This is a genomic window from Mycobacterium sp. TKK-01-0059, assembly GCF_000709305.1.
Taxonomy (GTDB): Bacteria; Actinomycetota; Actinomycetes; order Mycobacteriales; family Mycobacteriaceae; genus Mycobacterium; species Mycobacterium intracellulare.
In genome coordinates this window covers 3,932,369-3,958,133 of record NZ_KL446993.1, presented here as the reverse complement: position 1 = coordinate 3,958,133, position 25,765 = coordinate 3,932,369, and the positions used below count along the sequence as shown (strand labels likewise).

At 69.7% G+C, this 25,765-nt stretch carries 23 protein-coding genes and 1 other RNA gene; 14 read left to right on the top strand and 10 right to left on the bottom strand.

Annotation, left to right across the window (positions count from 1 at the left end):
* Positions 1 to 40 precede the first annotated feature (40 nt).
* The 5 genes from sucB to K883_RS18690 are packed head-to-tail and all read left to right on the top strand — an operon-like array spanning position 41 to position 5,211.
* Positions 41 to 1,816 (top strand): 2-oxoglutarate dehydrogenase, E2 component, dihydrolipoamide succinyltransferase, encoded by a 1,776-nt coding sequence (sucB, locus tag K883_RS18710; RefSeq protein ID WP_036455192.1) that lies wholly within the window; start codon positions 41 to 43, stop codon positions 1,814 to 1,816.
* Between the two features lie 8 nt (positions 1,817 to 1,824).
* On the top strand, positions 1,825 to 2,742 hold the full coding sequence (locus tag K883_RS18705) for a TIGR01777 family oxidoreductase (RefSeq protein ID WP_008256026.1): 918 nt from the start codon (positions 1,825 to 1,827) through the stop codon (positions 2,740 to 2,742).
* 48 nt (positions 2,743 to 2,790) lie between these two features.
* Positions 2,791 to 3,492, top strand: coding sequence for a lipoyl(octanoyl) transferase LipB (gene lipB / locus K883_RS18700; RefSeq protein ID WP_036455191.1), 702 nt, complete (start codon positions 2,791 to 2,793; stop codon positions 3,490 to 3,492).
* Positions 3,489 to 4,430 carry a lipoyl synthase gene (lipA, locus tag K883_RS18695; RefSeq protein ID WP_036455190.1) on the top strand — a complete coding sequence of 314 codons (942 nt, stop codon included), beginning with the start codon at positions 3,489 to 3,491 and terminating at the stop codon, positions 4,428 to 4,430. Before lipB ends, lipA begins: the two co-directional genes overlap by 4 nt.
* 28 nt (positions 4,431 to 4,458) lie before the next feature.
* Entirely contained in the window at positions 4,459 to 5,211 is a 753-nt protein-coding gene (locus tag K883_RS18690; protein WP_036455189.1) for a DUF4191 domain-containing protein, read from the top strand.
* A gap of 15 nt (positions 5,212 to 5,226) precedes the next feature.
* Here the strand turns inward: K883_RS18690 and K883_RS18685 are convergent, their stop codons facing one another.
* Complete coding sequence (locus K883_RS18685; protein ID WP_036455188.1) at positions 5,227 to 5,649, bottom strand: RDD family protein; 423 nt, start codon at positions 5,647 to 5,649, stop codon at positions 5,227 to 5,229.
* Positions 5,650 to 5,893: 244 nt separating this feature from the next.
* Between K883_RS18685 and glnA (K883_RS18680) the strand changes: the two genes are divergently transcribed.
* Together glnA (K883_RS18680) and K883_RS18675 are read left to right on the top strand one after the other, a co-directional pair.
* Positions 5,894 to 7,330 carry a type I glutamate--ammonia ligase gene (gene glnA, locus K883_RS18680; RefSeq protein ID WP_036455187.1) on the top strand — a complete coding sequence of 479 codons (1,437 nt, stop codon included), beginning with the start codon at positions 5,894 to 5,896 and terminating at the stop codon, positions 7,328 to 7,330.
* A 109-nt stretch (positions 7,331 to 7,439) separates the two neighbouring features.
* Positions 7,440 to 7,835, top strand: a complete 396-nt coding sequence (locus K883_RS18675) for a hypothetical protein (RefSeq protein WP_051701167.1) — start codon at positions 7,440 to 7,442, stop codon at positions 7,833 to 7,835.
* Positions 7,836 to 7,854: 19 nt separating this feature from the next.
* On the opposite strand, the gene K883_RS18670 is transcribed toward K883_RS18675, so the two are convergent.
* From K883_RS18670 to K883_RS18645, 6 genes are all read right to left on the bottom strand, one after another.
* On the bottom strand, positions 7,855 to 8,715 hold the full coding sequence (locus K883_RS18670) for a TIGR03619 family F420-dependent LLM class oxidoreductase (RefSeq protein ID WP_036455186.1): 861 nt from the start codon (positions 8,713 to 8,715) through the stop codon (positions 7,855 to 7,857).
* Positions 8,712 to 9,356, bottom strand: coding sequence for a PaaI family thioesterase (locus K883_RS18665; RefSeq protein WP_036455185.1), 645 nt, complete (start codon positions 9,354 to 9,356; stop codon positions 8,712 to 8,714). The genes K883_RS18670 and K883_RS18665 overlap by 4 nt, the downstream gene beginning before the upstream one ends.
* Positions 9,353 to 12,337, bottom strand: a complete 2,985-nt coding sequence (locus tag K883_RS18660) for a bifunctional [glutamine synthetase] adenylyltransferase/[glutamine synthetase]-adenylyl-L-tyrosine phosphorylase (protein ID WP_036455184.1) — start codon at positions 12,335 to 12,337, stop codon at positions 9,353 to 9,355. Before K883_RS18660 ends, K883_RS18665 begins: the two co-directional genes overlap by 4 nt.
* 50 nt (positions 12,338 to 12,387) lie before the next feature.
* On the bottom strand, positions 12,388 to 13,728 hold the full coding sequence (glnA, locus tag K883_RS18655; protein WP_009954926.1) for a type I glutamate--ammonia ligase: 1,341 nt from the start codon (positions 13,726 to 13,728) through the stop codon (positions 12,388 to 12,390).
* Between the two features lie 92 nt (positions 13,729 to 13,820).
* Positions 13,821 to 15,383, bottom strand: a complete 1,563-nt coding sequence (locus K883_RS18650; protein WP_086426976.1) for an alpha/beta hydrolase — start codon at positions 15,381 to 15,383, stop codon at positions 13,821 to 13,823.
* Positions 15,384 to 15,509: 126 nt separating this feature from the next.
* Positions 15,510 to 17,066, bottom strand: coding sequence for an alpha/beta hydrolase (locus K883_RS18645; RefSeq protein WP_008255962.1), 1,557 nt, complete (start codon positions 17,064 to 17,066; stop codon positions 15,510 to 15,512).
* A 206-nt stretch (positions 17,067 to 17,272) separates the two neighbouring features.
* Here K883_RS18645 and panB point away from each other — a divergent pair, with 206 nt between their 5' ends.
* Positions 17,273 to 18,118 (top strand): 3-methyl-2-oxobutanoate hydroxymethyltransferase, encoded by an 846-nt coding sequence (gene panB, locus K883_RS18640; protein WP_036455606.1) that lies wholly within the window; start codon positions 17,273 to 17,275, stop codon positions 18,116 to 18,118.
* A 187-nt stretch (positions 18,119 to 18,305) separates the two neighbouring features.
* Positions 18,306 to 19,514 (top strand): glycoside hydrolase 5 family protein, encoded by a 1,209-nt coding sequence (locus K883_RS18635; protein ID WP_195183257.1) that lies wholly within the window; start codon positions 18,306 to 18,308, stop codon positions 19,512 to 19,514.
* Positions 19,515 to 19,524: 10 nt separating this feature from the next.
* Here the strand turns inward: K883_RS18635 and K883_RS18630 are convergent, their stop codons facing one another.
* Positions 19,525 to 19,899, bottom strand: a complete 375-nt coding sequence (locus K883_RS18630) for a heme-binding protein (protein ID WP_176476791.1) — start codon at positions 19,897 to 19,899, stop codon at positions 19,525 to 19,527.
* A 128-nt stretch (positions 19,900 to 20,027) separates the two neighbouring features.
* Between K883_RS18630 and K883_RS18625 the strand changes: the two genes are divergently transcribed.
* From K883_RS18625 to K883_RS18615, 3 genes are all read left to right on the top strand, one after another.
* Positions 20,028 to 21,239 carry an FAD-dependent oxidoreductase gene (locus K883_RS18625; RefSeq protein WP_026071568.1) on the top strand — a complete coding sequence of 404 codons (1,212 nt, stop codon included), beginning with the start codon at positions 20,028 to 20,030 and terminating at the stop codon, positions 21,237 to 21,239.
* A 105-nt stretch (positions 21,240 to 21,344) separates the two neighbouring features.
* Entirely contained in the window at positions 21,345 to 21,599 is a 255-nt protein-coding gene (locus K883_RS18620; protein WP_020822289.1) for a hypothetical protein, read from the top strand.
* A 91-nt stretch (positions 21,600 to 21,690) separates the two neighbouring features.
* On the top strand, positions 21,691 to 23,253 hold the full coding sequence (locus tag K883_RS18615) for a CYTH and CHAD domain-containing protein (protein ID WP_020822288.1): 1,563 nt from the start codon (positions 21,691 to 21,693) through the stop codon (positions 23,251 to 23,253).
* A 19-nt stretch (positions 23,254 to 23,272) separates the two neighbouring features.
* On the opposite strand, the gene rnpB is transcribed toward K883_RS18615, so the two are convergent.
* Positions 23,273 to 23,674, bottom strand: an RNA gene (rnpB, locus tag K883_RS26275) — RNase P RNA component class A.
* 87 nt (positions 23,675 to 23,761) lie between these two features.
* Between rnpB and K883_RS18610 the strand changes: the two genes are divergently transcribed.
* Positions 23,762 to 24,472 (top strand): 2OG-Fe(II) oxygenase, encoded by a 711-nt coding sequence (locus tag K883_RS18610; RefSeq protein WP_036455182.1) that lies wholly within the window; start codon positions 23,762 to 23,764, stop codon positions 24,470 to 24,472.
* Positions 24,473 to 24,475: 3 nt separating this feature from the next.
* Here the strand turns inward: K883_RS18610 and K883_RS18605 are convergent, their stop codons facing one another.
* Positions 24,476 to 25,105, bottom strand: a complete 630-nt coding sequence (locus K883_RS18605) for a class I SAM-dependent methyltransferase (RefSeq protein WP_036455181.1) — start codon at positions 25,103 to 25,105, stop codon at positions 24,476 to 24,478.
* Between the two features lie 46 nt (positions 25,106 to 25,151).
* Here K883_RS18605 and K883_RS18600 point away from each other — a divergent pair, with 46 nt between their 5' ends.
* Positions 25,152 to 25,724, top strand: a complete 573-nt coding sequence (locus K883_RS18600) for a helix-turn-helix domain-containing protein (protein ID WP_036455180.1) — start codon at positions 25,152 to 25,154, stop codon at positions 25,722 to 25,724.
* Positions 25,725 to 25,765: the final 41 nt, after the last annotated feature.

Below are 25,765 nucleotides of genomic sequence, written 5' to 3'. Positions count from 1 at the left end.
GACCCGCCCCGACCCACGAGCGATCGAGGAGTCAGAAAAGATGGCCTTCTCCGTCCAGATGCCGGCACTCGGTGAGAGCGTCACCGAGGGGACGGTCACCCGCTGGCTCAAGCAGGAAGGCGACACGGTCGAACTCGACGAGCCGCTCGTCGAGGTGTCGACCGACAAGGTGGACACCGAAATCCCGTCGCCGGCCGCGGGTGTGCTGACCAGGATCGTCGCCCAGGAAGACGACACCGTCGAGGTCGGCGGCGAGCTGGCCGTGATCGGCGACGAGGACGGCGGATCGCAGGCGCCGAGCCGGCAAGAGCCGCAGGCGCAGTCGGCGCCCCCCGCCCAGCCCGAGGCGCAACCCGAGCCCGAGCCGCAGCCCCAGGCCCAGCCCGAGCCGCAGCCGGCCCAGCAGAGCTCCGGCGGCGGCGACGCCACCCCGGTGCTGATGCCCGAACTGGGTGAGTCGGTGACCGAGGGCACCGTGACCCGCTGGCTCAAGAAGGTCGGCGATTCGGTCCAGGTCGACGACGCGCTTGTCGAGGTGTCCACCGACAAGGTGGACACCGAGATCCCGTCGCCGGTGGCCGGTGTGCTGATCAGCATCACCGCCGAGGAAGACGCCACCGTGCCCGTCGGCGGCGAGCTGGCCCGCATCGGCAGCGGTTCCGAGGCCGCCGCCCCCGCCGCGCCGCAGCCGCCGCCCGCGCCCAAGGCCGAACCCAAGCCGGAACCCGCGCCACAACCACAGCCCCAGGCGCAGCCGAAGCCCGAACCGACGCCGGCCCCCGCACCGCAACCGAAGGCGGCACCCGAGCCGAAAGCCCAACCCGCACAGGCCCAGCCGGCGGACGCGAGCGGCGACGGCACCCCTTATGTGACGCCGCTGGTGCGAAAACTGGCCGCCGAGAACAACATCGACCTCAGTTCGGTCACCGGCACCGGAGTGGGCGGCCGCATCCGCAAGCAAGACGTGCTGGCGGCCGCCGAGCGCAAGCAGCAGGCCGACAAGGCGCCCGCCGCCGCCGCTGCTCCCACTCCCGCTGCCGGCGAGGCCCGCAAGGCCGCTCCCGCGCCCGCCCCGGCGCCGGCGCTGGCGCACCTGCGCGGCACCACCCAGAAGGCGAGCCGGATCCGTCAGATCACCGCCAACAAGACGCGCGAATCCCTGCAGGCCACAGCCCAACTCACCCAGACCCACGAGGTCGACATGACCAGGCTGGTCGGGTTGCGGGCCAGGGCCAAGGCGGCGTTCGCCGAACGCGAAGGCGTGAACCTGACCTTCCTGCCGTTCATCGCCCGCGCGGTGATCGACGCCCTCAAGATCCACCCGAACGTGAACGCAAGCTACAACGAGGAAACCAAGGAGATCACCTACTTCGACGCCGAGCACCTCGGCTTCGCGGTCGACACCGAACAGGGTCTGCTCTCCCCCGTCGTGCACAACGCGGGCGACCTGTCGCTGGCCGGGCTGGCCAGGGCGATCGCCGATATCGCCGCGCGCGCCCGCTCGGGGAACCTGAAACCCGACGAGCTCTCGGGGGGCACGTTCACGATCACCAACATCGGCAGCCAGGGGGCGCTGTTCGACACCCCGATCCTGGTCCCGCCGCAGGCGGCGATGCTGGGCACCGGCGCCATCGTCAAACGCCCCCGGGTGATCGTCGACGAATTCGGCAACGAATCGATCGGTGTCCGCTCGATCTGCTACCTGCCGCTGACCTATGACCACCGGCTGATCGACGGCGCGGACGCCGGGCGGTTCCTGACCACCATCAAGCACCGGCTCGAAGAGGGAGCGTTCGAGGCAGACCTCGGGCTCTGAGCGCGAACGTGGCTGGTCAAAAGTTCGTCGTCGCGGTCGCAGGGTCGTCCGGCCTGATCGGCTCCGCCCTCACCGCGGCCCTGCGGGCCGCCGACCACCGGGTGCTGCGCATCGTGCGTCGCGCGCCGAGCAACGCCGACGAGGTGCACTGGAACCCCGAGAGCGGCGACCTCGACCCCGACACGCTGGGCGACGTCGACGCCGTCGTCAACCTGTGCGGCGTCAACATCGGCAAGCGCCGCTGGTCGGGCGCCTTCAAGCAGAGCCTGCGCGACAGCCGCATCGCCCCCACCGAAGTCCTGGCGCACGCCGTCGCCGACGCCGGGGTGGCAACCCTGGTCAACGCCAGCGCGGTGGGCTTCTACGGAAACACCAAGGACCGCGTGGTCGACGAAAACGACCGTGCCGGAAGCGGTTTCCTGGCCCGGCTGTGCGAGGACTGGGAGGCCGCCACGCTGCCGGCCCAATACGGCGGCGCCCGCGTGGTGCTGGCCCGCACCGGGCTGGTGTTCTCCCCCGCCGGTGGCGCGCTGGGGCGGTTGCGGCCGCTGTTCCGCACGGGCCTCGGGGCCCGGCTGGGCAGTGGTCGGCAGTACATGTCGTGGATCACGCTGGAGGACGAAGTGCGCGCGCTGCTGTTCGCGATATCGAACACCGCGCTGTCGGGGCCGGTGAACATGACCGGGCCCGCGCCGGTCACCAACGCCGAGTTCACCACCGCGTTCGGGCGGGCGGTCAACCGTCCGACGCCGTTGATGCTGCCCGGGTTCGCCGTGCGGGCCGCGCTCGGGGAGTTCGCCGACGAAGGCCTGCTGACGGGCCAGCGGGCCATCCCGTCGGCGCTGGAGCGCGCCGGTTTTCTGTTCCACCACAACACGATTGGTGAGGCGCTCGGCTACGCCACCGCCCGGCGCGACCACGACTAGCGGCACGTGCGTCGCCCTTGCGCGCGCGGGCCGAGTACCGTCGCGAAGGTGATCGATTCCATCCGGTCCAGCCGGTCCCTGATCGACGTCCGCCAGCTCGGAACCGTCGACTACCGCGTGGCCTGGCAGCAGCAGCGCGACCTGGCCGACGCCCGCGCCGCGGGCGGCGGCGACACGTTGCTGTTGCTCGAGCACCCGGCGGTCTACACCGCGGGACGGCGCACCGAGCCCCACGAACGCCCGGCCGACGGCACCCCCGTCATAGACACCGATCGCGGCGGCAAGATCACCTGGCACGGTCCCGGTCAGCTGGTCGGGTATCCGATCATCGGCCTGGTCGAACCGCTCGACGTGGTCAACTACGTGCGGCGACTGGAGGAAGCGCTGATCAAGGTGTGCGCCGACCTGGGCCTGGACACGGTCCGCGTCCCGGGCCGGTCCGGGGTGTGGGTGCCGGGCACCGACGGCCGGCCCGACCGCAAGGTCGCGGCGATCGGCGTGCGGGTGTCGCGCGCCACCACCCTGCACGGGTTCGCGCTCAACTGCGACTGCGACCTGGGCGCCTTCAACGCCATCGTGCCGTGCGGCATCAGCGACGCCGGGGTGACGTCCCTGTCGGCCGAACTGCGCCGCCCGGTGACCGTCGACGACATCCGCCCGACCGTCGCCGACGCCGTCTGCGACGCCCTGGACGGGGTGCTGCCGGTGCGCGAGCACGACAGCGCCGCGCGCGTAGCATCAGCGATGTGACTGTCGCACCCGAGGGACGCAAACTCCTGCGCCTGGAGGTGCGCAACGCCGAAACCCCGATCGAGCGCAAGCCGCCGTGGATCAGGGTGCGGGCCCGGATGGGCCCGGAATACACGGAGCTCAAGAGCCTGGTCCGGCGCGAGGGCCTGCACACGGTCTGCGAAGAGGCCGGCTGCCCCAACATCTTCGAGTGCTGGGAGGACCGCGAGGCCACCTTCCTGATCGGCGGCGACCAGTGCACCCGTCGCTGCGACTTCTGCCAGATCGACACCGGCAAGCCCGCCGAGCTGGACCGCGACGAGCCCCGGCGGGTGGCCGACAGCGTGCGCACGATGGGGCTGCGCTACGCCACGGTCACCGGGGTGGCCCGCGACGACCTGCCCGACGGCGGCGCGTGGCTCTACGCCGAGACGGTGCGCGCCATCAAGGAGCTCAACCCGTCGACCGGCGTCGAGCTGTTGATCCCCGACTTCAACGGCGAGCCCGCCCGCCTGGCCGAGGTGTTCGAGTCGCGCCCGGAAGTGTTGGCGCACAACGTCGAAACCGTGCCGCGCATCTTCAAGCGCATCCGGCCGGCCTTCACCTACCAGCGCAGCCTGGACGTGCTCACCGCGGCACGTGACGCCGGGCTGGTCACCAAGAGCAACCTCATCCTCGGCCTGGGCGAGACCCCCGACGAGGTGCGCACCGCCCTGGCCGACCTGCGTCACGCCGGCTGCGACATCATCACCATCACCCAGTACCTGCGGCCCTCGGCGCGGCATCATCCCGTCGAGCGGTGGGTGAAGCCGGAGGAATTCGTCGGGTTCGCGCAGCACGCCGAGGGGCTGGGGTTCTCCGGGGTGCTGTCCGGACCGCTGGTGCGCTCGTCGTATCGCGCGGGTCGGCTCTATCAGCAAGCCGCCGCCGCCCGCTCCTCGGACGCCGCGGCACGGTAGCCGCCGGGGCGCTACGTATTCTTTGACTATGGCTAAATCCCGCACTGCCGCGCAGAACAAGGCCGCCCGAGCGCAGGCGCAGGCCGCCCGCAAGGCCGCCGCGCGGGAGCGCCGCACCCAGTTGTGGCAGGCGTTCAACCTGCAACGCCAGGAGGACAAGCGCCTGCTGCCGTACATGATCGGCGCCTTCGTGCTGGTCGTGGGCATCTCGGTGGGCGTCGGGCTGTGGGCCGGCGGGCTGACGATGATCACCTTGCTCCCGCTCGGCGTGGTGCTGGGCGCGCTGGTCGCGTTCATCGTCTTCGGTCGCCGCGCCCAGAAGTCGGTCTACCGCAAGGCCGAAGGCCAAACCGGGGCGGCCGCATGGGCACTGGACAACCTGCGCGGCAAGTGGCGGGTGACCCCCGGCGTGGCCGCGACCGGACACTTCGACGCCGTGCACCGCGTCATCGGCCGGCCCGGCGTGATCCTGGTCGGCGAGGGGTCGGCGACCCGGGTGCGCCCGCTGCTGGCGCAGGAGAAGAAGCGCACCGCCCGCCTGATCGGGGACGTGCCGATCTACGACATCATCGTCGGCAACGGCGAGGACGAGGTGCCCCTGGCCAAGCTGGAGCGCCATCTCACCCGGTTACCGGCCAACATCACCGTCAAGCAGATGGACACGCTGGAGTCCCGGTTGGCCGCGCTGGGGACGCGGGCCGGGGCCGCCGTGATGCCCAAGGGTCCGCTGCCCAACGCGGGCAAGATGCGCGGTGTGCAGCGCACGGTGCGCCGCAAGTAATCGCTGGCTTTCAGTTCAGCGCCTCACCACGGCCGTCGCGGTCAGCCGATCCTGCAGCCCGCGGCCGTCCCAGTCGGTGAACAGCGCCGGGACCACGGTGCCGACGAGGAGACCGCGCACCACCGCGCGGCCCGTGCCGACCAGCCCGCGCCCGTCCACCGTCACCACCTGCAGACCCAGCGCCAGCTGGCCGGGCGTGAAGCCGAACAGCCGCACCGAGACCACGCCCAGCACGAACCAGATGACCAGCTCGGCGGTCGCCAGCGCCCCTTCGGGGAACCACCCGAGCCGCATGGCCAGCGCCGCCAGGCCCAACGCGATGAGCCAGTCGATGGTCAGCGCGCCCAGCCGTCGTCCCATCCGCGCCAGCGAGCCCGGCCCGCTCTCGGGCAATCCCAGCTTTTCACCGGGGTAGGCGGATCGCGATTCCGGCGTCATCGCCGCGGACCGGGGTCCGAATAAACCGACGGCCGGGTCCGGAACGGTGGGCGGACGGTGCGCTCTGCCACCAGAAAAGATACGATCTTGCGATCCATGGCCCCACAATAGAACCCGCCGCCAAAGCGGCCACTTTTTGCGTGTGGCATGGTCACGTAACGTGCGCGCAACATCGGGTTGACTGACGGGCAACATCTGCTCCCTAGCGTCAGGCCGCGGATCTCACCAAGTAAAGGAGCACTCTGTGACGGAAAAGACGCCCGACGACGTCTTCAAACTCGCGAAGGACGAAAACGTCGAGTTTGTCGACGTGCGGTTCTGTGATTTGCCCGGCATCATGCAGCACTTCACCATTCCGATTTCGTTTTTCGACGAGAGCGTTTTTGAGGACGGCTTGGCATTCGACGGCTCGTCCATTCGCGGATTCCAGTCCATTCACGAATCGGACATGTTGCTCCTGCCCGACCCCGCTACGGCGCAGATCGACCTGTTCCGCGAAGCCAAGACGCTGAATCTGAACTTCTTCGTGCACGACCCCTTCACCCTCGAGCCGTACTCGCGCGACCCCCGCAACATCGCCCGTAAGGCCGAGAACTACCTGATCAGCACCGGCGTTGCCGACACCGCGTACTTCGGCGCCGAGGCCGAGTTCTACATCTTCGACTCGGTGAGCTTCGATTCGCGCACCAACGGCTCGTTCTACGAGATCGACGCGATCTCGGGCTGGTGGAACACCGGCTCGCCCAACGAGCTCGACGGCAGCCCCAACCGCGGCTACAAGGTCCGCCCCAAGGGTGGCTACTTCCCCGTCGCCCCCGTGGACCACTACGTCGACCTGCGCGACAAGATGCTGTCCAACCTGATCACCGCCGGCTTCAGCCTGGAAAAGGGTCACCACGAGGTGGGCACCGGCGGCCAGGCCGAGATCAACTACAAGTTCAACACGTTGCTGCACGCGGCCGACGACATGATGCTCTACAAGTACATCGTCAAGAACACGGCCTGGCAGAACGGCAAGACCGTCACGTTCATGCCCAAGCCGCTGTTCGGTGACAACGGCTCCGGCATGCACACCCACCAGTCGCTGTGGAAGGACGGCAGCCCGCTGATGTACGACGAGACCGGTTACGCCGGCCTGTCGGACACCGCCCGCCACTACATCGGCGGCCTGCTGCACCACGCGCCGTCGCTGCTGGCGTTCACCAACCCCACGGTGAACTCCTACAAGCGGCTGGTGCCCGGCTACGAGGCCCCGATCAACCTGGTCTACAGCCAGCGCAACCGCTCGGCCTGTGTCCGGATCCCGATCACCGGCACCAACCCGAAGGCCAAGCGGCTCGAGTTCCGTTGCCCCGACTCCTCGGGCAACCCGTACCTGGCGTTCTCGGCCATGCTGATGGCCGGCCTGGACGGCATCAAGAACAAGATCGAGCCGCAGGCCCCGGTCGACAAGGACCTCTACGAGCTGCCGCCCGAAGAGGCCGCCAACATCCCGCAGGCGCCCACGCAGCTGTCCGCGGTGATCGACCGGCTGGAAGAAGACCACGAATACCTCACCGAGGGCGGCGTTTTCACGCCCGACCTCATCGAGACGTGGATCAACTTCAAGCGCGAGAACGAGATCCTGCCGGTCCAGATCCGGCCGCACCCCTACGAATTCGCGCTGTACTACGACGTTTAAGGACGTCTGAGTCGGCCTGACGAAAACCACCCGCGTGGTTCGGTTGCCGCGCGGGTGGTTTCGTCTGTGCCGCGGTTTGTTGTGGCCCATCCTGGGTAGTCGGCTGGCCATGGGCACAGCGATACCGGGCGCCCCGCTGAACCTGAGCCGGGCTCTGACGGTGGCGCGGCTACACGGAACTTTCAACCTGGCGGGCGGCCTGTGGCCGATGGTGCATCGGCGAAGCTTCGAAGCGGTGCTGGGACCCAAGATCGACCGGTGGCTGGTATATACCGTCGCCGGTCTGATGGCCTGCATCGGAGTGGCCCAAACGGGCGCCACCGCCGACCCGGCCAGCCTGCGGCTGGCACGGCGGATCGGAATCGGGTCGGCGCTGACGCTCGGAACGATCGACGTGCTGTACGCGCCGAAGGGACGCATCAGCAAGATGTATCTGGTCGACGCGTTGGCAGAGGCCGGCTGGCTCGCCGCATGGGCCGCGACGGCGCTCAACTCTCGACAATGATGTTCTGCGCGACGCGCGCTCAGCCGTCGAGCGCAAGGTCCTTGCGGAAGCGCTGCATGCCGTCGATCTTGTCGTCGAGGGTGGCGTCGGGCCCGGCGTAGAACATCCACGGCATCGTGATGATCCCGGTGATGCCGCCGGCCTCCGCGCGCCGATAGTCGGCGGTGGTGAACGCGTCGGTCAGCGGGGTCAACACGGTGAAATCGTCCATGGACAAACCGTTTTCGGCCCGCATCTCCCGCAGCCGGCCGATGGCATCGAGCGCGCGCTGGGTGTTGATCAGATCCCCGATCCAGCCGTCGTTGCGGGCGGCGCGGCGCAACGCGATCTCGCTCAGCCCCCCGACGTACACCGGGATCGGCGGCGGGGTGGGCTGCATCTCGAGGCGCGGCGCGGTATAGAACTCGCCCTCGAACTCCGTCCAGCCCGGCGACCACAGCGCCCGCATCAGCTCGATCATTTCGTCGGTGCGTTTGCCGCGGGCCTCGAATCGCTCACCCATCAACGCGAATTCCTCGCGGCACCAGCCCACGCCGATGCCCAGCTCCACCCGGCCCGACGCCAAAACCGCGGCGGTGCCAATGGCTTTCGCCGCCGAATACGGGTTGCGCATCGCGGGGATGTAGACCGTGTTGACGAACCGCAGCCGCGTGGTGACCTGGGCCAGCGCACCGACGAGCACCCAGGGGTCCGGCCAGTCGGTGAAGGGCTGCCAACGCCGTTCCCCGTCCTTGGTGTACGGGTACGGCGTGTCCAGCGTCTCGAGGTTGACGACGTGGTCGGGGATGCCGATCCCGTCGTAGCCGAGTTCGTCGGCCGCCTTGGCGAGCTCGATGATCTCGCGGGTGTTCAAAAAGGCGCTGCTGATGTAGAACTTCACTGCGCCTCCTGCGCCCAGGCCGGCTCGATGAAGACGCCGTCGGCCTCGACGGTGACGCCATTGGAATCCGAAATGGCGCCGCGCGCAAAGACTTTGCGGCCCTCCTTGCCGTCGACCCACGCCTCACAACGAAGCGGGCCCAGCGGCGTGCCGCGCAGATACTTCACGGTGATGGTCCCGGTGAACCGCGCCTTGGACAGGCCCTCGCTGGCCGCCTCGCCGAGCATGTGGTCGAGCACCAGGGCGCTGACGCCCCCGTGCACCAGCTTGGGCGGGCCCTCGTAGGCCGAGCCGAGGACGAACTCGCTCCAGCAGCGCCCCTCGCCCGCGTGGTGCACGACGATCGGCGGGGCGATGGGGTTGCACACGCCGATCGCGGCGTTGCCCAACGGCAGCGGGCGGCCGTCGACGCGGTAGCTCACCCCGATCGGGCGGGTGCGTTGCCGCAGCGATGCGGTGACGGCCTCGATCGCCCGCCGGGCCTCGGCGACGACGTCGTCGTCGGCCTCGGTGCGGATGGTCGCGTCGACGAGCCCGCGGACCGCATCGGCCAACGGCGCATACAGCGCGGTCACGCGATCGGCTTCCGTCGCGCTGAGCACCTCGAATATGGCGTCCAACGCGCCGGCCTCCTGACTCAACTTCCAAACACCTTGCGCACGATGGCCTTTGCGCGTCGCGTCACCCGTAAATAGTTGTCCAAGAATTCGCCGCCCTCGTCGGTCGGCCAGCCCGCGGCCACGGCGACCGCGTTCAGCTGGCGCCCGTGGCCCGGCAGCTGGTCGGTGGGCTTACCCCGGACCAGCACCAGCGCGTTGCGGGCCCGGGTGGCCGTCAGCCAGGCCTGCCGCAGCAGCTCCACCTCGTCGGCGGGCACCAGGTCGGCCTCGGCGATCGCGTCCAGGCACGCCAGCGTCGACGTGGTGTGCAGCGCGGGGATCTCGTGGGCGTGCCGCAGCTGCAGCAGCTGCACGGTCCATTCGATGTCGGCCAGTCCCCCGCGGCCCAGCTTGGTATGCGTGTTGGAGTCGGCGCCGCGCGGCAGCCGCTCGGCGTCGACGCGGGCCTTGATGCGGCGGATCTCGCGCATCGCCTCCGACGACACCCCGTCGGGTGGATAGCGCGTCTTGTCGGCCATCAGCAGGAACCGCTGCCCCAGCTCCGCGTCGCCGGCGACCGCGTGCGCGCGCAGCAGCGCCTGAACCTCCCACGGCTGCGCCCACTGCCCGTAGTAGGCGGCGTAGGAGGCCAGGGTGCGCACCAGCGGACCGTTGCGGCCCTCGGGCCGCAGGTTGGCGTCGACCTCCAGCGGCGGGTCGACGCTGGGCGTTCCCAGCAGCGTCCGGACCTGCTCGGCGACCGTCGTCGCCCAGCGCACGGCGACGGAATCCTCGACACCGGAAGCCGGTTCGCACACGAACATCACGTCGGCGTCCGAGCCGTAGCCCAGTTCGGCGCCGCCCAGCCGGCCCATGCCGATGACGGCGATGGCCGCCGGCGCCTTACCGTCCGCGGGAAGGTTGGTCCGGATCATCGCGTCCAGCGCGGCCTGCAGCACGGCCACCCACACCGAGGTCAGCGCCTTGCACACGTCGACGACCTCGAGCATGCCGAGCAGGTCGGCCGACGCCACCCGGGCCAGCTCGCGGCGCCGCAGGGTGCGCGCCCCGGCGATCGCCCGCACCGGGTCGGAATAGCGGGCGGCCGAGGCCACCAGCGCGCGGGCCACCGCGGCGGGCTCGGTCTCCAGCAGGTGCGGGCCGCTCGGCCCGTCGCCGTAGTCCTGGATGACCCGGGGCGCGCGCATCAACAGGTCCGGCACGTACGCCGAGGTCCCCAGCACGTGCATGAGCCGGCGGGCGACGGCGGGCTTGTCGCGCAGGGTGGCCAGGTACCAGCTTTCCCCGGACAGCGCCTCGGACAGCCGCCGGTAGGCCAGTAGCCCGCCGTCGGGATCGGGCGTGTACGACATCCAGTTCAGCAGCCTGGGCAGCAGCACCGACTGCACCCGCCCGCGCCGGCCGCTCAGGTTGACCAGCGCCGACATGTGCTTCAGAGCGGACTGCGGGCCCTCGTAGCCCAGGGCGGCCAGCTGACGCTCGGCGGCCTCGGAGGTCATGCCGTGCGCGATCTCCAGCCCGGCCGGGCCGATCGATTCCAGCAGCGGTTGGTAGAAGAGCTTGGCGTGCAGCTGCGACACCCGCAGGTTCTGGTGCCGCAGCTCCTCGCGCAGCACCCCGGCGGCGTCGTGGCGGCCGTCGGGCCGGACGTGGGCGGCCCGCGCCAGCCAGCGCACCGCCTCCTCGTCGTCGGGCTCGGGCAGCAGGTGGGTGCGCTTGAGCCGCTGCAGCTGCAGCCGGTGCTCGAGCAGGCGGAGGAACTCGTAGGAGGCGGTGAGGTTCGCGGCGTCCTCGCGTCCGATGTAGCCGCCCTGGCCGAGCGCGGTCAGCGCGTCCACCGTCGACGCCACGTGCAGCGACTCGTCGCTGCGCCCGTGCACCAACTGCAGGAGCTGCACGGCGAATTCGACGTCGCGTAGCCCGCCGCTGCCGAGCTTGATCTCGCGGCCGCGGACCTCGGCGGGCACCAGCTGCTCGACCCGCCGCCGCATCGCCTGCACCTCGACCACGAAGTCCTCGCGCTCGCAGGCGACCCAGACCATCGGCATCAGCGCGTCCAGGTAGCGCTGTCCGAGCTCCGCGTCGCCCACCGCCGCGCGCGCCTTCAGCAGCGCCTGGAACTCCCAGGTTTTCGCCCACCGCTGGTAGTAGGCGATGTGCGACTCGACGGTGCGCACCAGCTCGCCGCTGCGGCCCTCCGGCCGCAGCCCGGCGTCGACCTGAAAGAACGCCTCGGAGGCCAGCCGCATCATCTCGCTGGCCACCCGGGTGGTGAGGGTGTCGGCGTGCTCGGCGACGAAGATGACGTCGACGTCGCTGACGTAGTTCAGTTCGCGGGCACCGCATTTGCCCATCGCGATGACCGCCAGCCGCGGCGGCGTCCTGTCGCCGCACACGGTGCTCTCGGCCACCCGCAACGCGGCGGCCAGCGCGGCGTCGGCCAGGTCCGACAGGTGGGCGGCCACCACGGTGAACGGCACCACCGGTTCGTCCTCGACCGTGGCGGCCAGGTCCAGCGCGGCCACCACCAGCAGCTGATCGCGATACAGGGTGCGCAGGCGCACCATCGCCGAACCGGGGTCGGCCAGCGCCTCCTCGACGCACTCGGTGAACTTCGTGCGCAGCTGGTCGTGGGTGGGCAGGGTGACGTTGCCGCGCAAGAGTTTCCAGGACTGCGGCTGGGCGATCAGGTGATCCCCGAGGGCCAGCGACGCGCCGAGCACACCGAACAGGCGCCCGCGCAGGGGGCGCTCGGTGAGCAGGGCGGCGTTGAGCTCGTCCCAGCCGGCGTCCGGGTTCTCGGCCAGCCGCACCAGGGCGAGCAGGGCGGCGTCGGGGTCCGCGGCGCGCGACAGCGACCACAGCAGGTCGACGTGGGCCTGGTCGTCGTGGTCGTGCCAGCCGAGTTGCGCTATGCGTTCGGCCGCTTGCGGATCGACCAACCCGAGCCGGCCCACGCTGGGCAGCCGGGGGCGCTGCGTCGCGGGTTTGGTCACGACCACGACGGTATCGCAACCCGCCGATCTTCAGGCGCGGGCGGCGCATGAAACCGCTACAGCGACAGGTAGGTGCTCAGTTCGTACGGGGTGACGTGGCTGCGGTAGTTCGCCCACTCGGTGCGCTTGTTGCGCAGGAAGAAGTCAAAGACGTGCTCCCCCAAGGTTTCCGCGACCAGCTCGGAGGACTCCATGGCGCGCAGCGCGCTGTCCAGGCTGGTGGGCAGCTCGCGGTATCCCATCGCCTGGCGCTCGGCGGGGGTCAGGTCCCACACGTTGTCCTCGGCCTGCGGCCCCAGCACGTAGCCCTTCTCCACCCCGCGCAGCCCGGCGGCCAGCAGCACGGCGAACGTCAGGTACGGGTTGCAGGCCGAGTCGGGGCTGCGGACCTCGACGCGCCGCGACGACGTCTTGTGCGGGGTGTACATGGGCACCCGCACCAGCGCGGAGCGGTTGGCCGCGCCCCACGACGCGGCGGTCGGCGCCTCGCCGCCGCCCACCAGCCGCTTGTAGGAGTTGACCCATTGGTTGGTGACGGCGCTGATCTCCGAGGCGTGCTCGAGGACCCCGGCGATGAAGGACTTGCCCACATCGGAGAGCTGCAGCGGGTCGTCGGGGCTGTGGAACGCGTTGACGTCGCCCTCGAACAGGCTCATGTGGGTGTGCATCGCGGAGCCGGGGTGCTGCCCGAACGGCTTGGGCATAAAGGACGCGCGGGCGCCGTTCTCGATCGCCACTTCCTTGATGACGTAGCGGAACGTCATCACGTTGTCGGCCATCGACAGCGCGTCGGCGAAGCGCAGGTCGATCTCCTGCTGTCCGGGCGCGCCCTCGTGGTGGCTGAATTCCACCGAGATGCCCATGAACTCCAGCGCCTCGATCGCGTGGCGGCGGAAGTTCGAGGCGGAGTCGTGGATCGCCTGGTCGAAGTAGCCGGCGTTGTCGACCGGGATCGGCGGCGTCCCGTCGTCGGCGCCGGCCTTGAGCAGGAAGAATTCGATCTCGGGATGCACGTAGCAGGAGAAGCCCAGGTCGTTGGCCTTCTGCAGCTGGCGGCGCAGCACGTGGCGGGGGTCCGCCCAGGACGGCGAGCCGTCCGGCATCGTGATGTCGCAGAACATCCGCGCCGAGTGGTGGTGACCGTTGGGCGAGGCCCACGGCAGCACCTGGAAGGTGGACGGGTCGGGGTTGGCGACGGTGTCGGACTCCGAGACCCGCGAGAAGCCCTCGATCGAGGATCCGTCGAAGCCGATGCCCTCCTCGAAGGCGCCCTCGAGTTCGGCCGGGGCGATGGCGACCGACTTGAGGAAGCCGAGCACATCGGTGAACCACAGCCGAACGAAGCGGATGTCTCGTTCCTCGAGCGTGCGCAGCACGAATTCCTTCTGACGATCCATAACTCGAACAGTATGCAACGGCTGTTAATTCTGTGTTACCGATGCCCGCTCAGAACCGTTGCGATGGCCGCGGCGGGGCCGTCGGTCGCTGGTCAGGACCGGCAGGTGTAGGCGGCCGGCGGCGGCGTGCCCGCGACCAGGTAGCGCACCACGGCGTTGTCCACGCATTGGTCGCCGTTGAACACCGCGGTGTGCTGCGTGCCGTCGTAGGTGATCAGCGGGCCGCCCAGCTGGCGCGCCAGGTTCACCCCGGCCTGATACGGGGTCGCCGGGTCGTGCGTGGTGGAGACGACGACGACCTTGCCCGGCGCCATGGCCGGCGCGGCGTGCGGCGCCGACGTCGGCGGCACCGGCCAGAGCGCGCACAAATCGCGGGGAGCGTTTCCGGTGAACGGCCCGTAGCTGAGGAAGGGCGCGGCCTGGCGGATCCGCTGATCCGCGGTCACCCAGCTGGCCTGGTCCGTCGGGTTCGGGGCGTCGACGCAGCGGATCGCGTTGAACGCGTCCTGGTCGTTGGAGTAGTGCCCGTCGCGGCCGCGTCCCTGATAGTCGTCGGCGAGCAGCAGCAGGTCGCCGGCGTCGGTGCCGCGCGCCAGGCCGAGCAGGCCGCTGGTCAGGTATTTCCAGTGCGTCGGCGTGTAGAGCGCGTTGATGGTGCCGGTGGTCGCGTCGGCGTAGCTCAGCCCGCGGGGGTCCGCGGTGCGGGCGGGCTTGGTGGCCAGCGGGTCGACCAGGGCGTGGTAGCGGGCGACGAATTGGGACGGGTCGGTGCCCAGCGGGCAGCCGGGCGAGCGCGCGCAGTCGGTGGCGTAGTCGTTGAAAGCCGTTTGGAATCCGGCCATTTGGTTGACGTTCTCGTCGATCGGGCCGACGGTCGGGTCGATGGCGCCGTCGAGCACCATCGCCCGCACGTGGTTGCCGAACTTCTCCAGGTAGGCGGTGCCCAGCTCGGTGCCGTAGCTGTATCCCAGGTAGTTGATCTGTTCGTCGCCCAGCGCCTGGCGCACCGCGTCCATGTCACGCGCGACGGACGCGGTGCCGGCGTTGGCCAGAAACGCGCTGCCCATCCGGTTGACGCATTGCTGGGCCAGCTGCCGGTAGAGCTGCTCGATGTGCGCGACACCGGCCGGGCTGTAGTCGACCATCGGTTCGCGCCGGTACGCGTCGAACTCGGCGTCGGTGCGGCAGCGCAGCGACGGAGTGGAGTGGCCCACCCCGCGCGGGTCGAAGCCCACCAGGTCGAAGTTGCGCCGCACCGGCGAGTTCTCCAGGTCCGGCGCCATCGCGGCCACCATGTCGACCGCCGAGCCGCCGGGACCGCCGGGATTGACCAGCAGCGACCCCATCCGTTGTCCGGTCGCGGGCACGCGGATGACCGCCAGTTTGGCCTGGGCGCCCCCGGGGTTGTTGTAGTCGATCGGGACCGACACCGTGGTGCATCGCGCGGCCGGGATATCGCTTGTGTCCGAGACGAATTGGTCGCAGCTTCCCCAGCCCTGCGGCACCGCGGCCGCCGGCGGGTTCGGCGCCGGGGTCTGCCCGGCACCGGGCTCGGGCGTGGCGCCGGCCACCGGCAGCGCGGCGGAACCACCGAGCACCAGACCGAACGAAAGCAGCGCCGAGCTCAAGGATCTCAGGCGCGACATGGCAGTCATCGTTGCAGCCGCGGGTACCCGTGGCAGCGCGAAACGATTACGCCTTGGTCTCGGCTGTGCTCCTCACCGAGCGTGCACGCATGGCGACGGATCGACGAAAATCCCGCCGGGAGTGCACGTTCGGCGTCAGCACTTGGCGCCGCTGGGCGGCGTGGTGCCGCCGACCAGATAGGCCGTCACGTAGTTGTCGATGCAGCTGTCGCCCTGGAAGACGACGGTGTGCTGGGTTCCGTCGTAGGTCAGCAGCGAGCTGCGCAGCTGGTCGGCCAGGTCCACGCCGGCCTTGTAGGGGGTCGCCGGGTCGTGCGTGGTCGACACCACCACCGTGGGCGCCAGGCCGGGCGCGGAAATGGTGTGCGGCTTGCTCGTCGGCGGTACCGGCCAGAACGCGCAGGTGCCCAGCGGCGCGTTGCCGGTGAACTGCCCGTAACTCATGAACGGTGCGATCTCCCGGGAGCGGCGGTCTTCGTCAATCACCTTGGCGCGGTCGGTGATCGGCGGCTGGTCGACGCAGTTGACCGCCACCCGCGCGTCGGTGGCGTTGGTGTAGTGGCCGTGCGCGTCGCGGCGCATGTACATGTCGGCCAGGGCCAGCAGGGTGTCGCCGTGATGGTCGACGAGTTCGGACAGGCCGTCGGTCAGGTGGTGCCACAGATTCGGTGAGTACAGCGCCATGATGGTGCCGACGATGGCGTCGCTGTAGCTCAGCCCGCGCGGGTCGTTGGTCGGGACCGGCCGGCCGATCATGGGGTTGTTGGGGTCGACCATCGGGTCGACCAGGCTGTGGTAGACGTCGACGGCCTTGGCCGGGTCGGTGCCCAGCGGGCAGCTCGGTTGCTTCGCGCAGTCGGCGGCGTAGTTGTTGAACGCGTCCTGGAATCCCTTGGCCTGCCGCAGGTCGGCCTCGATGGGATCGGCGTTGGGGTCGACGGCCCCGTCGAGGATCATCGCCCGCACCTTGTTCGGGAAGGCCTCGGCGTACGCCGAGCCGATCCGGGTGCCATAGGAGTAGCCGAGGTAGGTCAGCTTGTCGTCGCCGAGCGCGGCCCGGATGGCGTCGAGGTCCCTGGCGACGTTGACCGTCCCGATGTTGGCCAGGAAGCCCTTGCCCATCTTGTCGACGCAGCGGCCGACGAACTGCTTGGTCTCGTCCTCGATGTGGGCCACGCCGGCCGGGCTGTAGTCGACGTTGGGCTCGGTGCGCAGCCGGTCGTTGTCGGCGTCGGAGTTGCACCAGACCGCGGGGCGCGACGCGCCCACCCCGCGGGGATCGAAGCCGACCAAATCGAACCGTTCGCGGACCCGCTTCGGCAGCGACTGGACGACGCCCAACGCCGCTTCGATGCCGGACTCCCCCGGCCCGCCGGGGTTGATCACCAACGAACCGATCTTGTCGCCGGTCGCGGGAAAACGGATCATCGCCAGGGTGGCGTCGTCGCCGTCGAGGTTGTCGTAGTCGACCGGCACCGCGAGCTTGCCGCACAACGCGCCGGCCGGCAGCTTGACCTTCGGGTTCGCGGCCCGGCACGGCGTCCACTCCACCGCCTGGCCCAGCTTGGGTTCGGACATGACGGCGCGCCCCACCACCACGCGCGCGCAGCCCGCCACCAGCAGCGCGACGGCAGCGACCGACGTCCAGATCAGCAGCGTGCGCGCGCGCGTGCCGCGGCGAGTCAAACCCATGCCAACATATGCTGCCAGAGGAAACCTGAGATCCTGATCAGCGGCACCGCCGCGCGCGGAGCATGGCCTGTCTCACACTGTCGCGCCGTTTCAACCGTGCCGAAGAAATGGCAGAATGACACCGTCAGACGAACCCGGGGACCCGTTCAGGTTTTTCAAAGACTGAGGGCCACGAGGATCGACCCGACCACCCACTAGGGACAATGATGTCTGAGCACAACGTTTACGGTGCCAACTCGCCTGCGCCCGCGCAGCCGCTCACCAAGATCCGCACCCACCACCTGCAGAAGTGGAAGGCCGAGGGGCACAAGTGGGCGATGCTCACGGCCTACGACTATTCGACCGCCCGCATTTTCGACGAGGCGGGCATCCCGGTCCTGCTGGTCGGCGACTCGGCGGCCAACGTCGTCTACGGCTACGACACCACCGTGCCGGTGTCGGTCGACGAACTGATCCCGTTGGTTCGCGGCGTGGTGCGCGGCGCCCAGCACGCCATGGTCGTCGCGGACCTGCCGTTCGGCAGCTACGAGGCCGGGCCCGCCGCCGCGCTGGCCGCCGCCACGCGGTTCATGAAGGAGGGCGGCGCGCACGCGGTGAAGCTCGAGGGCGGCGAGCGGGTCGCCGAGCAGATCGCCTGCCTGACCGCCGCCGGCATCCCCGTGATGGCGCACATCGGGTTCACCCCGCAGAGCGTGAACAGCCTCGGCGGCTTCCGGGTCCAGGGCCGCGGCGACGCGGCCGAACAGACCATCGCCGACGCGATCGCCGTCGCCGAGGCCGGGGCGTTCTGCGTGGTGATGGAGATGGTGCCGGCCGAGCTGGCCACCCAGATCACCGGCAAGCTGACCATTCCGACCATCGGGATCGGGGCCGGACCGAACTGCGACGGCCAGGTCCTGGTCTGGCAGGACATGGCCGGCATGAGCAGCGGCAAGGCCGCCCGCTTCGTCAAGCGCTTCGCCGACATCGGCGGGGAATTGCGCCGCGCGGCAACGCAATATGCGCAAGAGGTGGCCGGTGGGGTTTTCCCCGCCGACGAACACTGCTTCTGATCCGGCGCGCCACCGCGCGATTCACGGCACGTCCTGCTGCGCGCCGGGACCACCGCGCTGAGGGTCCCGCCTCGTTGACCACCACGTTACCCCGGTCACAACGAAAGTGCCGAAAAACGTTGTGTGGCAGGCATGTACGATCGTTGTTAAGAGACGATCCGGACTCAAAAGAGCAAAGGTGGACCACATCGACCGGGGGGACCGTGGTGGCTTCGTACACCGTCGAACGGTGCTGAAGTTCCCGCTGCTAGTGGCAGGAGGCATCGTTTTGGCCCGCACACCGCACGCGTCCGCGCAGCCGCCGCGCACCTCGCCGCAGGCAAGCCGATGGTCACCCGAGCGAGCCAACCGCTGGTATCAAGCGCAGGGCTGGCCGGTGGGCGCCAACTACATCACGTCCAACGCCATCAACCAGCTGGAGATGTTCCAGGCCGATACCTTCGATCCCGGGCGCATCGACACCGAACTGGGCTGGGCCCAGTCCAACGGGTTCAACGCGGTGCGGGTCTTTTTGCACGATCTGCTCTGGGCGCAGGACCACCGGGGGTTCCAGGGCCGGCTCGCGCGGTTTGTCGACATCGCGGCCCGCCACGGCATCAAACCCCTGTTCGTGCTGTTCGATTCGTGTTGGGATCCGTTCCCGCGCCCGGGTCCGCAGCCCGCGCCGCGGCCCGGCATCCACAACTCCGGCTGGGTGCAGAGCCCGGGCGCCGAGCGCCTCGGCGACCGCGGCTACATCCGCACCCTGCGCGGCTATGTCACCGGGGTCCTGACCCAATTCCGCAATGACGACCGCATTTTGGGCTGGGACCTGTGGAACGAGCCGGACAACCCCGCGGACACCTACGCCTCAGTGGAGCGCAAGGACAAGCTCGACCTGGTCGCCAACCTGCTGCCCCAGGTGTTCGAGTGGGCGCGGTTGGTCGATCCCCGCCAGCCCTTGACGAGCGGCGTGTGGCACGGCGAGTGGGCCGACCCGGCGCGCCGCAGCGTCATCGCCGGGATCCAGCTCGACAACTCCGACGTCATCACCTTCCACTGCTACGGCGAGCCGGCGGTGTTCGAGAGGCGCATCGCCGAGCTCGTCCCGCTGGGGCGCCCGATCCTGTGCACCGAGTACATGGCCCGGCCGCTGGGCAGCACGGTGCAAAACATCCTGCCGATCGCGAAGCGCGCCGGCGTCGGCGCGTTCAACTGGGGATTCGTCGCCGGCAAAACCCAGACGTACTTTCCCTGGGACTCCTGGGACCACCCGAACCCGGATCCGGCGATGCCGCAGGAATGGTTTCACGACTTGCTCGGTCCCGACGGACGGCCGTTCCGCGACACCGAGATTGAGACGATCCTCGAGTTGAGCGACCTGGCGATGCATCTGCGGCCGCCGCCGGCCGGCTGACCCGCAGGCGTCAGCGGCACCGATTCTGGAAGTCGGTCAGCGGCTGGCGAATGCCCTCGAGGTCGGCGTGGGTCTGCGGGTTGGCGTCCATGTACTGCTTCAACTGATCATGCATGTCGCTGCGCGGCTGGCCCTTCAAGCTGGTGAAGTAGTCGTTGACGTCGGGGTGCGTGAACAGGTACGCCGACGTGGCCGCGGCGACGCCCGACGAGACCTGGGCCAGGTCGGCCGCCGTGCAATTGGGTTGCGACGCGGGCGCCGGCTCGTCGGCCGGCACGTCCGCGGCGGCCCAACCCGCCGTCGCGAAAAGCATTGCCACAGTGGCCGCGCAGGCCGCCATCCCGCCGGCAACGGCCCGGGCCGCCGGGCGAACAAAAGACCCCATGCAAACGCTCCTTCGTCGACCATCGCCCAAGGCGAGCGGTATTCGTACCGCAAACCATAAGGGGTTTGCCCGCCGCGCACGCGCGAATCAGGCGGCAAACAAGTGCGCGACCGCGGTAGGGTCGGGCCGTGGCGGAAGTGCTTCAGACCCAGGTTTGCGTAGCCGGTGGGGGCCCCGCCGGTCTCGTTCACGCGCTCTTGCTCGCCCGCGCGGGGATCCGGGTTGTCGTCTTGGAGAAGCACAATGACTTCCTGCGCGACTTCCGCGGCGACACGGTGCACCCGAGCACCCTGCGGATCATGGACGAGCTCGGGCTGGTCGATGAGCTTCTGCGCCTGCCGCACACCAAAGTCGACCGTGTCGCGTTCGACACCGACGGGACGATCCGCACCTTCGGCAACTTCGGCGTGCTCAAACGGTTGGGTTTCAAACAGCCGTACATCGCGTTGATGCCGCAGTGGGACTTCCTCGACTTCCTCGCCGAAAAGGCCTCTGCCTACCCGGAATTCACGCTGATCCGCAACGCCGAAGTCAAGGACCTGATCTTTGACGGCGATCGGGTGATCGGGGCGCGCACGCCCGAAGTGGAGGTGCGCGCCGACCTGGTCGTCGGCGCGGACGGGCGCAAGTCCGCGGTGCGGGCGGCGGCCGGCCTAAGGACCGCCGCCGCGCACTCCCCGATGGACGTGTTGTGGTTTCGGCTCAACTGGCGACCCGGCGATCCGCAGGAGCTGTACGGGGTGGCCCGCCGGGGCCTCACCATGGCGCTGATCTACCGGGGCGACTATTGGCAGATCGCGTATCTGATGCCCAAGGGGTCCGACCCCCGCGACGGGTCGCTGGAGGCGTTCAAAGAGCGCATCGTCGCGGCGCGGCCACAGCTGCGCGAACACGTCGACGACCTTCGTTCCTGGGACCAGACCAGTCAGCTCGACGTGCGGGTGGACCGGCTCGAGACGTGGTGGCGCACCGGCCTGCTGTGCATCGGCGACGCGGCCCACGCCATGTCGCCGATCGGTGGCGTCGGCATCAATCTGGCCGTCGCCGATGCGGTGGCGGCGGCCAACATCCTGTGCGCCCCACTGCGCGACGGACGTCTGCGCGACGCGGACCTCGCCAAGGTGCAGCGCCGCCGAGAGCTGCCCGCCCGGGTCATCCAGGCGATCCAGGTGTTCGCACAGGACCGGGTGATCGCGCCCAATCTGAACGGCGGTGACCTGTCACCCATCCCGATCCCCGCGATCGTGGGACGGGGCCCGCTGCGCTCCATCCCGCCGATCGCCTTCGGGCGCGGCCTTCGTCCCGAACACGTCCGCACCCCGAACGTGCACACCGCCTAACTCTTTTCGGAGGCGGCGTCGGCGGCGGCGTCGATATTCAGATTCCGGGCCCGCCCGCCGCGCTGTGACGGCACAATGCACTGAGGGGTCCGAAGGAGAGTGCAGATGAATCGCCGCCGCGGGCTTGCCGCATTGCTGGTGTTCTCGGGCGTGGTGTCCGTCCCCGCGATTCTCACCGCGGCGCCATCCGCCGATCGGGTCGAAGCGACCGTGTGCGTGGGCGCGGGCCGACGCATCTCGGTGAGCGGCTGCACCAACATCGCCGACAACATCGCCCGCTATGCCCCTCCACCCGCGGCCTATGCGCCGCTGCCGGAGGACGAGACGACGGCTCCGCCCCCTCCTCCGCCGCCGCCATAACGTCGTCACCTCCGTATGGCAGGCTATGGGTCTCATCCCCACCGTCCATTACGTTCAAGGCCGCGGCGACGCGCCCTCAACGGAGCCGAAGATGCCTGCAAAAACGCCGCAGACCTCGCGTCATCTGGAGGTAGAGCGCAAATTCGATGTCGGCGAGTCCACCGTGTCGCCGTCGTTCGAGGGGATCGCCGCGGTCGCCCACGTCGAGAAGGCGCCGACGCAAACCCTGGATGCGACGTACTTCGACACGCCCGCACATGACCTCGCGCGCAACAAGATCACCCTGCGGCGCCGCACCGGCGGCTCCGACGCCGGGTGGCACCTGAAGCTGCCGGCCGGGCCCGACGCGCGCACCGAGGTCCGCGCGCCGCTGGACGCGTCCGGACCCGACGGCAACAACACCGTGCCCGCCGAGTTGGCGGACGTCGTGCTGGCGATCGTCCGTGACCGTCCGCTGCAGCCGGTCGCGCGCATCACCACCGAGCGCGAGAGCCAGGTGTTGTACGACGCCGCGGGCGTCGCGCTGGCCGAGTTCAGCAACGACCACGTCACCGCGTGGTCGACGCGGGGGCCCGACGACGGCTCCGATGAATCCGGTGCGCCGCCCACCGAGCTCGAATGGCGGGAGTGGGAATTGGAGCTCCTCGAAGCCGGCGGCCACTCCAACGGCGCGGCCGGCACCGAGCTGCTGAACCGGTTGAGCAACCGGCTGCTGGACGCCGGCGCCGCGCCCGCCGGACACGGCTCCAAGCTGGCGCGGGTGCTCGGCACCCCGCCGCCCCCCAACGGCGCGCAGCCGAGCGAGGATCCGTTGCAGCGCGCCATCGCCGAGCAAGTCGGCGAGCTGCTGGTGTGGGATCGCGCCGTGCGCGCCGACGCGTATGACTCCATCCACCAGATGCGGGTGACCACCCGCAAGCTGCGCAGCCTGCTGCGCGACTACCAGGATTCGTTCGGCTTGCCCGACGAGGGATGGGTCCTGGACGAGCTGCGTGAGCTCGCCGGGATTTTGGGGATGGCGCGCGACGCCGAGGTGCTCGCCGAGCGCTACGAGCGTGACTTGGACGGGCTCGCACCGGAATTGGTGCGCGGTCCGGTGCGCGAACGGCTGGTCGGGGGCGCGCAGCGCCGCTACCAGACCGGCCTGCGCCGCTCGTTGATCGCGATGCGCTCGCAACGCTACTTCCGGTTGCTCGACTCCCTGGAGGCGATCGCGGTCCAAACCCCCGGCGCCGCCTCGGCCGAGGAGCAGGCCCCGGTCACCATCGAGGCCGCGTACAAGAAGGTCCGCAAGGCCGCCAAGGCCGCCGCCCAGGTCGATCGGGAGAACCCCGGCGACCACCACCGCGACGAAGCGATACATCGAATCCGCAAGCGCGCCAAGCGACTTCGATACACCGCGGCCGCCACCGGGGAAGCCAAGGTGTCCGAGCGGGCCAAGGCGGTGCAGTCGCTGCTCGGTGATCATCAAGACAGCGTGGTCAGCCGGGAACACCTGCGCCAGGAGGCGGACATCGCACACGCCGCCGGCGAGGACACCTTCACCTACGGCCTGCTGTATCAGCGGGAGGCCGACCTGGCGCAGCGGTGCCGCAGCGAACTCGACGACACGCTGCGCAAGCTCGCCAAGGCGGTGCGCAAGGCCGGGCATTAGTCGCCGAAGGGGCTGAAGGCGGACGAGTTGGCCTGTAAGCCGGATTCTGTTCCCCACCGCCGCGCGTGAGCAACGGCGGTGCGGCGGCGACCATCCATCTGGACACACCGTCACCGGGTGCCTCGAGCGGCCTACCCGCAGGCTCGGGCGAGCAGCCCTCGGACGCCTGCGCGGCCGCACCAGCGGTGCGGCCTTCTTGGCCTTGCTTCGGGTGGGGTTTGCCGAGCCACCCCGGTCACCCGGGATGCTGGTGCGCTCTTACCGCACCGTTTCACCCTTACCACCGCGAGGGTGGCGGTCTGTTTTCTGTGGCACTTTCCCGCGAGTCACCTCGGATTGCCGTTAGCAATCACCCTGCTCTGTGAAGTCCGGACTTTCCTCGAACCGCCTTGCGACGGCCCGCGGCCGCCCGGCCAACTCGTCCGCGACGATAAACGGTACCCGCTGCACCGGGCCGGGGCCAGCAACCGTTTACCGTGGACTCGGATCACGAAGGGGAAGGCCCGCGATGTCCCGGTGGAAAAGGCGTGTCGATTCAGGCGATTGGGACGCGATCGCCGCCGCGGTCGACGAGTACGGCGGGGCGCTGCTGCCGCGACTGATCACGCCCAGCGAGGCGGCGCGGCTGCGCGCGCTCTACGCCGACGACGCGCTGTTTCGCTCCACGATCGACATGGCGCCCAAACGGTACGGGTCCGGGCAGTACCGCTATTTCCACGCGCCCTACCCGGCGCCGATCGAGGAACTCAAACAGGCGCTCTATCCGCGGCTTTTGCCGATCGCCCGCGACTGGTGGGGCCGGCTGCGCCGGGACGCGCCCTGGCCGGACCGCCTCGACGATTGGCTGGCGGCCTGCCACGCCGCCGGCCGGACCCGATCCACCGCCCTGATGCTGAAATACGGTGCGGGCGACTGGAATGCGCTGCACCGGGACCTTTACGGGGACCTGGTGTTCCCCCTGCAGGTGGTGGTCAACCTCAGCGACCCGGCCACCGATTACACCGGCGGCGAATTCCTGCTGGTCGAGCAGCGACTTCGGGCGCAATCCCGGGGCACGGCAACACAATTGCCGCAGGGGCACGGCTACGTCTTCACCACGCGGGAGCGGCCGGTGCCCTCGGCCCGCGGTTGGTCCGCGGCGCCGGTGCGCCACGGCGTGTCCGTGGTTCGCACCGGGCAGCGCTACGCCATGGGACTGATCTTTCACGACGCGGCGTGAGGGTTATCGGTCTCGCCGCAACGCGATCACGTGGTCGGGCACCCTGGCCGTTTCCCCGTTGACGGTCATTTCGCGCTCGACGGCCTCGGCCCGCAGCCGCGTCCAGGCGGTCGAATCCAGCCGCAACGAGGCGATCACCTCCTCGATGCCGAGGAAGGAGTGATCGTGGTGCTGCGCCCACGGCGGCACCGCCCCGTGGTCCACAATCAGCAGCACGCCACCGGGATTCACCCGTTCGGCGGCGTGCCGCAGCACGTCTTCGCGGTCCAGGCGGGCCGGCGAATGAAAATACTGGGCAGAGATCAGGTCGAACATCCCTTGCGGGAACGTCTCGTTGAGGTTGTGCCTCTCAAAGTCGATGTGGGAGGCCATATTCCGTGCCGATGCTGCGGTGCGGGCGCGTTGCAGCGCGGTGTCCGAGACGTCGACGGCCACCACCTGCCAGCCGCGGTCGGCCAGCCACAGGGCGTCGGCTCCCTCCCCGCAGCCCAGGTCCAGGGCGCGGCCCGGCGGCAGGTCGGCGACCACCTCGGCGAGCCGGGGGTTGACCCGGCCGCTCCACACCCGCTCGGTCGAACTGTAGCGGTCTTCCCAGAATTGCTGGGCATCATCGGGTTTGCACGAACTGTCCATACCGCGAGCTTGCCGATTCCGCCCCGACTTGCCAAGCTGAATTGCCATGCAGGCAAAAACCCCCGATATCGACCTGGTGGTGCGGCGCAGACTGCGGGAGCTGCGCGCGCAGCGAGGCATGACGCTGCAGGAGGTCGGCGAGCGGGCGGGCATCGACGTCTCGACGCTGAGCCGCCTGGAGTCCGGCAAACGGCGCCTGGCGCTGGATCATCTGCCGCGGCTGGCCCGGGCTCTGTCGGTGAGCACCGACGAGCTGCTGCAGACCTCGTCGGCGCCGGACCCGCGGGTGCGCGGCGCCGCGCACACCCACCACGGCGTCACCTACTGGCCGCTGACCCGTCAGGGTCCCGCCGGTGGCCTGCACGCGTTCAAGGTTCGCGTCAGCGCCCGGCGCCGCAACCCGCCCGCGGAACTGCCCGTGCATGAGGGGCAGGACTGGATGTACGTGCTCTCCGGCCGGATGCGGCTCATCCTCGGTGACCGCGACTTCACCATCGACCCGGGCCAGGCCGTCGAATTCTCGACGTGGACGCCGCACTGGTTCGGCGTGGTGGACGGGTCGGTGGAGGCGATCGTGATCTTCGGCCCGCACGGCGAGCGGCTGCACCTGCACAGCTGACCGGTGCGGCGTTAGCGTGGAGCGATGGACCGGGGCTCGGA

Excerpts from the sequence above, each read along its gene's own strand:
- K883_RS18600 (WP_036455180.1), top strand. The coding sequence starts at position 25,152 with ATGCAGGCAAAAACCCCCGATATCGACCTGGTGGTGCGGCGCAGACTG.
- glnA (WP_009954926.1), bottom strand. The coding sequence starts at position 13,728 with ATGGATCGTCAGAAGGAATTCGTGCTGCGCACGCTCGAGGAACGAGAC.
- K883_RS18690 (WP_036455189.1), top strand. The coding sequence starts at position 4,459 with ATGGCTAAATCCCGCACTGCCGCGCAGAACAAGGCCGCCCGAGCGCAG.
- K883_RS18605 (WP_036455181.1), bottom strand. The coding sequence starts at position 25,105 with ATGGACAGTTCGTGCAAACCCGATGATGCCCAGCAATTCTGGGAAGAC.
- K883_RS18650 (WP_086426976.1), bottom strand. The coding sequence starts at position 15,383 with ATGACTGCCATGTCGCGCCTGAGATCCTTGAGCTCGGCGCTGCTTTCG.
- panB (WP_036455606.1), top strand. The coding sequence starts at position 17,273 with ATGTCTGAGCACAACGTTTACGGTGCCAACTCGCCTGCGCCCGCGCAG.
- K883_RS18610 (WP_036455182.1), top strand. The coding sequence starts at position 23,762 with ATGTCCCGGTGGAAAAGGCGTGTCGATTCAGGCGATTGGGACGCGATC.
- sucB (WP_036455192.1), top strand. The coding sequence starts at position 41 with ATGGCCTTCTCCGTCCAGATGCCGGCACTCGGTGAGAGCGTCACCGAG.
- K883_RS18645 (WP_008255962.1), bottom strand. The coding sequence starts at position 17,066 with ATGGGTTTGACTCGCCGCGGCACGCGCGCGCGCACGCTGCTGATCTGG.
- K883_RS18685 (WP_036455188.1), bottom strand. The coding sequence starts at position 5,649 with ATGACGCCGGAATCGCGATCCGCCTACCCCGGTGAAAAGCTGGGATTG.
- K883_RS18675 (WP_051701167.1), top strand. The coding sequence starts at position 7,440 with ATGGGCACAGCGATACCGGGCGCCCCGCTGAACCTGAGCCGGGCTCTG.
- K883_RS18615 (WP_020822288.1), top strand. The coding sequence starts at position 21,691 with ATGCCTGCAAAAACGCCGCAGACCTCGCGTCATCTGGAGGTAGAGCGC.
- K883_RS18630 (WP_176476791.1), bottom strand. The coding sequence starts at position 19,899 with ATGGGGTCTTTTGTTCGCCCGGCGGCCCGGGCCGTTGCCGGCGGGATG.
- K883_RS18620 (WP_020822289.1), top strand. The coding sequence starts at position 21,345 with ATGAATCGCCGCCGCGGGCTTGCCGCATTGCTGGTGTTCTCGGGCGTG.